1 protein-coding gene is annotated in these 1345 nt (G+C 64.9%); it reads right to left on the bottom strand.

Annotated features, from left to right (window positions below; translation table 11 throughout):
* Window positions 1-1167, bottom strand: a 1167-nt coding sequence (locus ABE485_RS31115; RefSeq protein ID WP_346519102.1) for a methyl-accepting chemotaxis protein, incomplete at its 3' end; no start/stop codon positions are given.
* Window positions 1168-1345: the final 178 nt, after the last annotated feature.

The raw sequence follows: 1345 nt of genomic DNA, 5'->3' as shown, positions 1-1345 counted from the left end.
GCCCGCGCGCGCCGCTTCCACCGCCGCGTTCAGCGCCAGGATGTTGGTCTGGAACGCGATGCCGTCGATCACCGACACGATCTCGGAGATCTTGCGCGAGCTGGCCGAAATGCCTTCCATGGTGCTGACCACTTCCGACACGGCCGCGCCGCCGCGCTCGGCCACATCAGACGCGCTGGCCGCCAGCTGGTTGGCCTGGCGCGCGTTGTCGGCGTTCTGCTTCACGGTCGAGGCCAGTTGCTCCATCGACGCCGCGGTTTCCTCGAGCGAGGCCGCCTGCTCCTCGGTGCGGCTGGACAGGTCGGAATTGCCCGACGAGATCTCGCGCGACCCGACGTTGATTTCATCCACGCCGCGACGCACGGACGTCACCGTGCGCGCCAGGCTTTCCTGCATGCGCTTGACGGCCGCCATGAGCGCGCCGATCTCGTTGGTGGAATTGACGTCCACGCGCACCGTCAGGTCGCCGCCGGCGATCTTGTCGAAACTGTCGCTGACCGTGCGCAGCGGACGCAGGATGACGCGGTTCATGAACAGGAAGGCGCCCAGCGAGACCGCCAGGATCAGGACCGCCAGCGCGATATACACGAAGGCCATCGTCGAGGCCTGCGCCCGCGACGACGACACCATTTCTTCGCTGTACTTGTTGATGTTGCCGGCGAAATCGCCCAGTTGCTTGAAGAACTGCCCGCTCGCGGCGCCCGCCTTGGTGTTCTTCAAGGACAGGTAAGTCGCGGCGTCGCCCTTGTCCAGCGCGGCCATCATCGACTGCACCGCATCCGTGAAGTTATTGAAGGCCGACACCAGCGCCCCTTCGGCGGACTTGCCGAAATCGGTGGTCTTCGGAATGGCCTTGAACGCCTCCATGTTCTTCTTGGCGTCGGCGACCAGTTGCTGAACCGTGCGCGAATTCTCGTTGGCGCCGTTGGCGTCGCCGGCGGCGCGCTGGGCGGCGGCGATGTCCGCGCGAATCGTGGCGCGCAGCATCTGCGTGTAAGCGTCCTTGATCAGATTGCTCTGCTGGACGCTCAGGGTATCCAAGGCGTTGATTGCCCGGGCGTTGGACTGCATGCTGTTCCAACCCAGGACGATCGCAATCAGCGCGGCCAGGGCAACTGCCAATTGGGCAAGCATCAAGCCCGTGCGCACCTTCAGATTGCTAAACATTTTCCGTATGTTCCGGTAGTCGTCCCGGCGGCGCTCCTTGGCCGCCGGACCGTAAAGGGGATGTGTTCTCTACTGCCTGTTCAATGCACTGGCGGAACGTTCCGTCAGAAAGACTCCCAATCATCATCCGAGGGCGGCGGCCGGCGGGCGGCGGGCGGCTGCGGAGCCGCTGCCGGGG

The organism is Achromobacter spanius, from assembly GCF_039673305.1.
Taxonomy (GTDB): Bacteria; Pseudomonadota; Gammaproteobacteria; order Burkholderiales; family Burkholderiaceae_B; genus Achromobacter; species Achromobacter spanius_F.
Note: the sequence above shows the minus strand (reverse complement) of the source record. Positions and strands in the feature narration are given on the sequence as shown.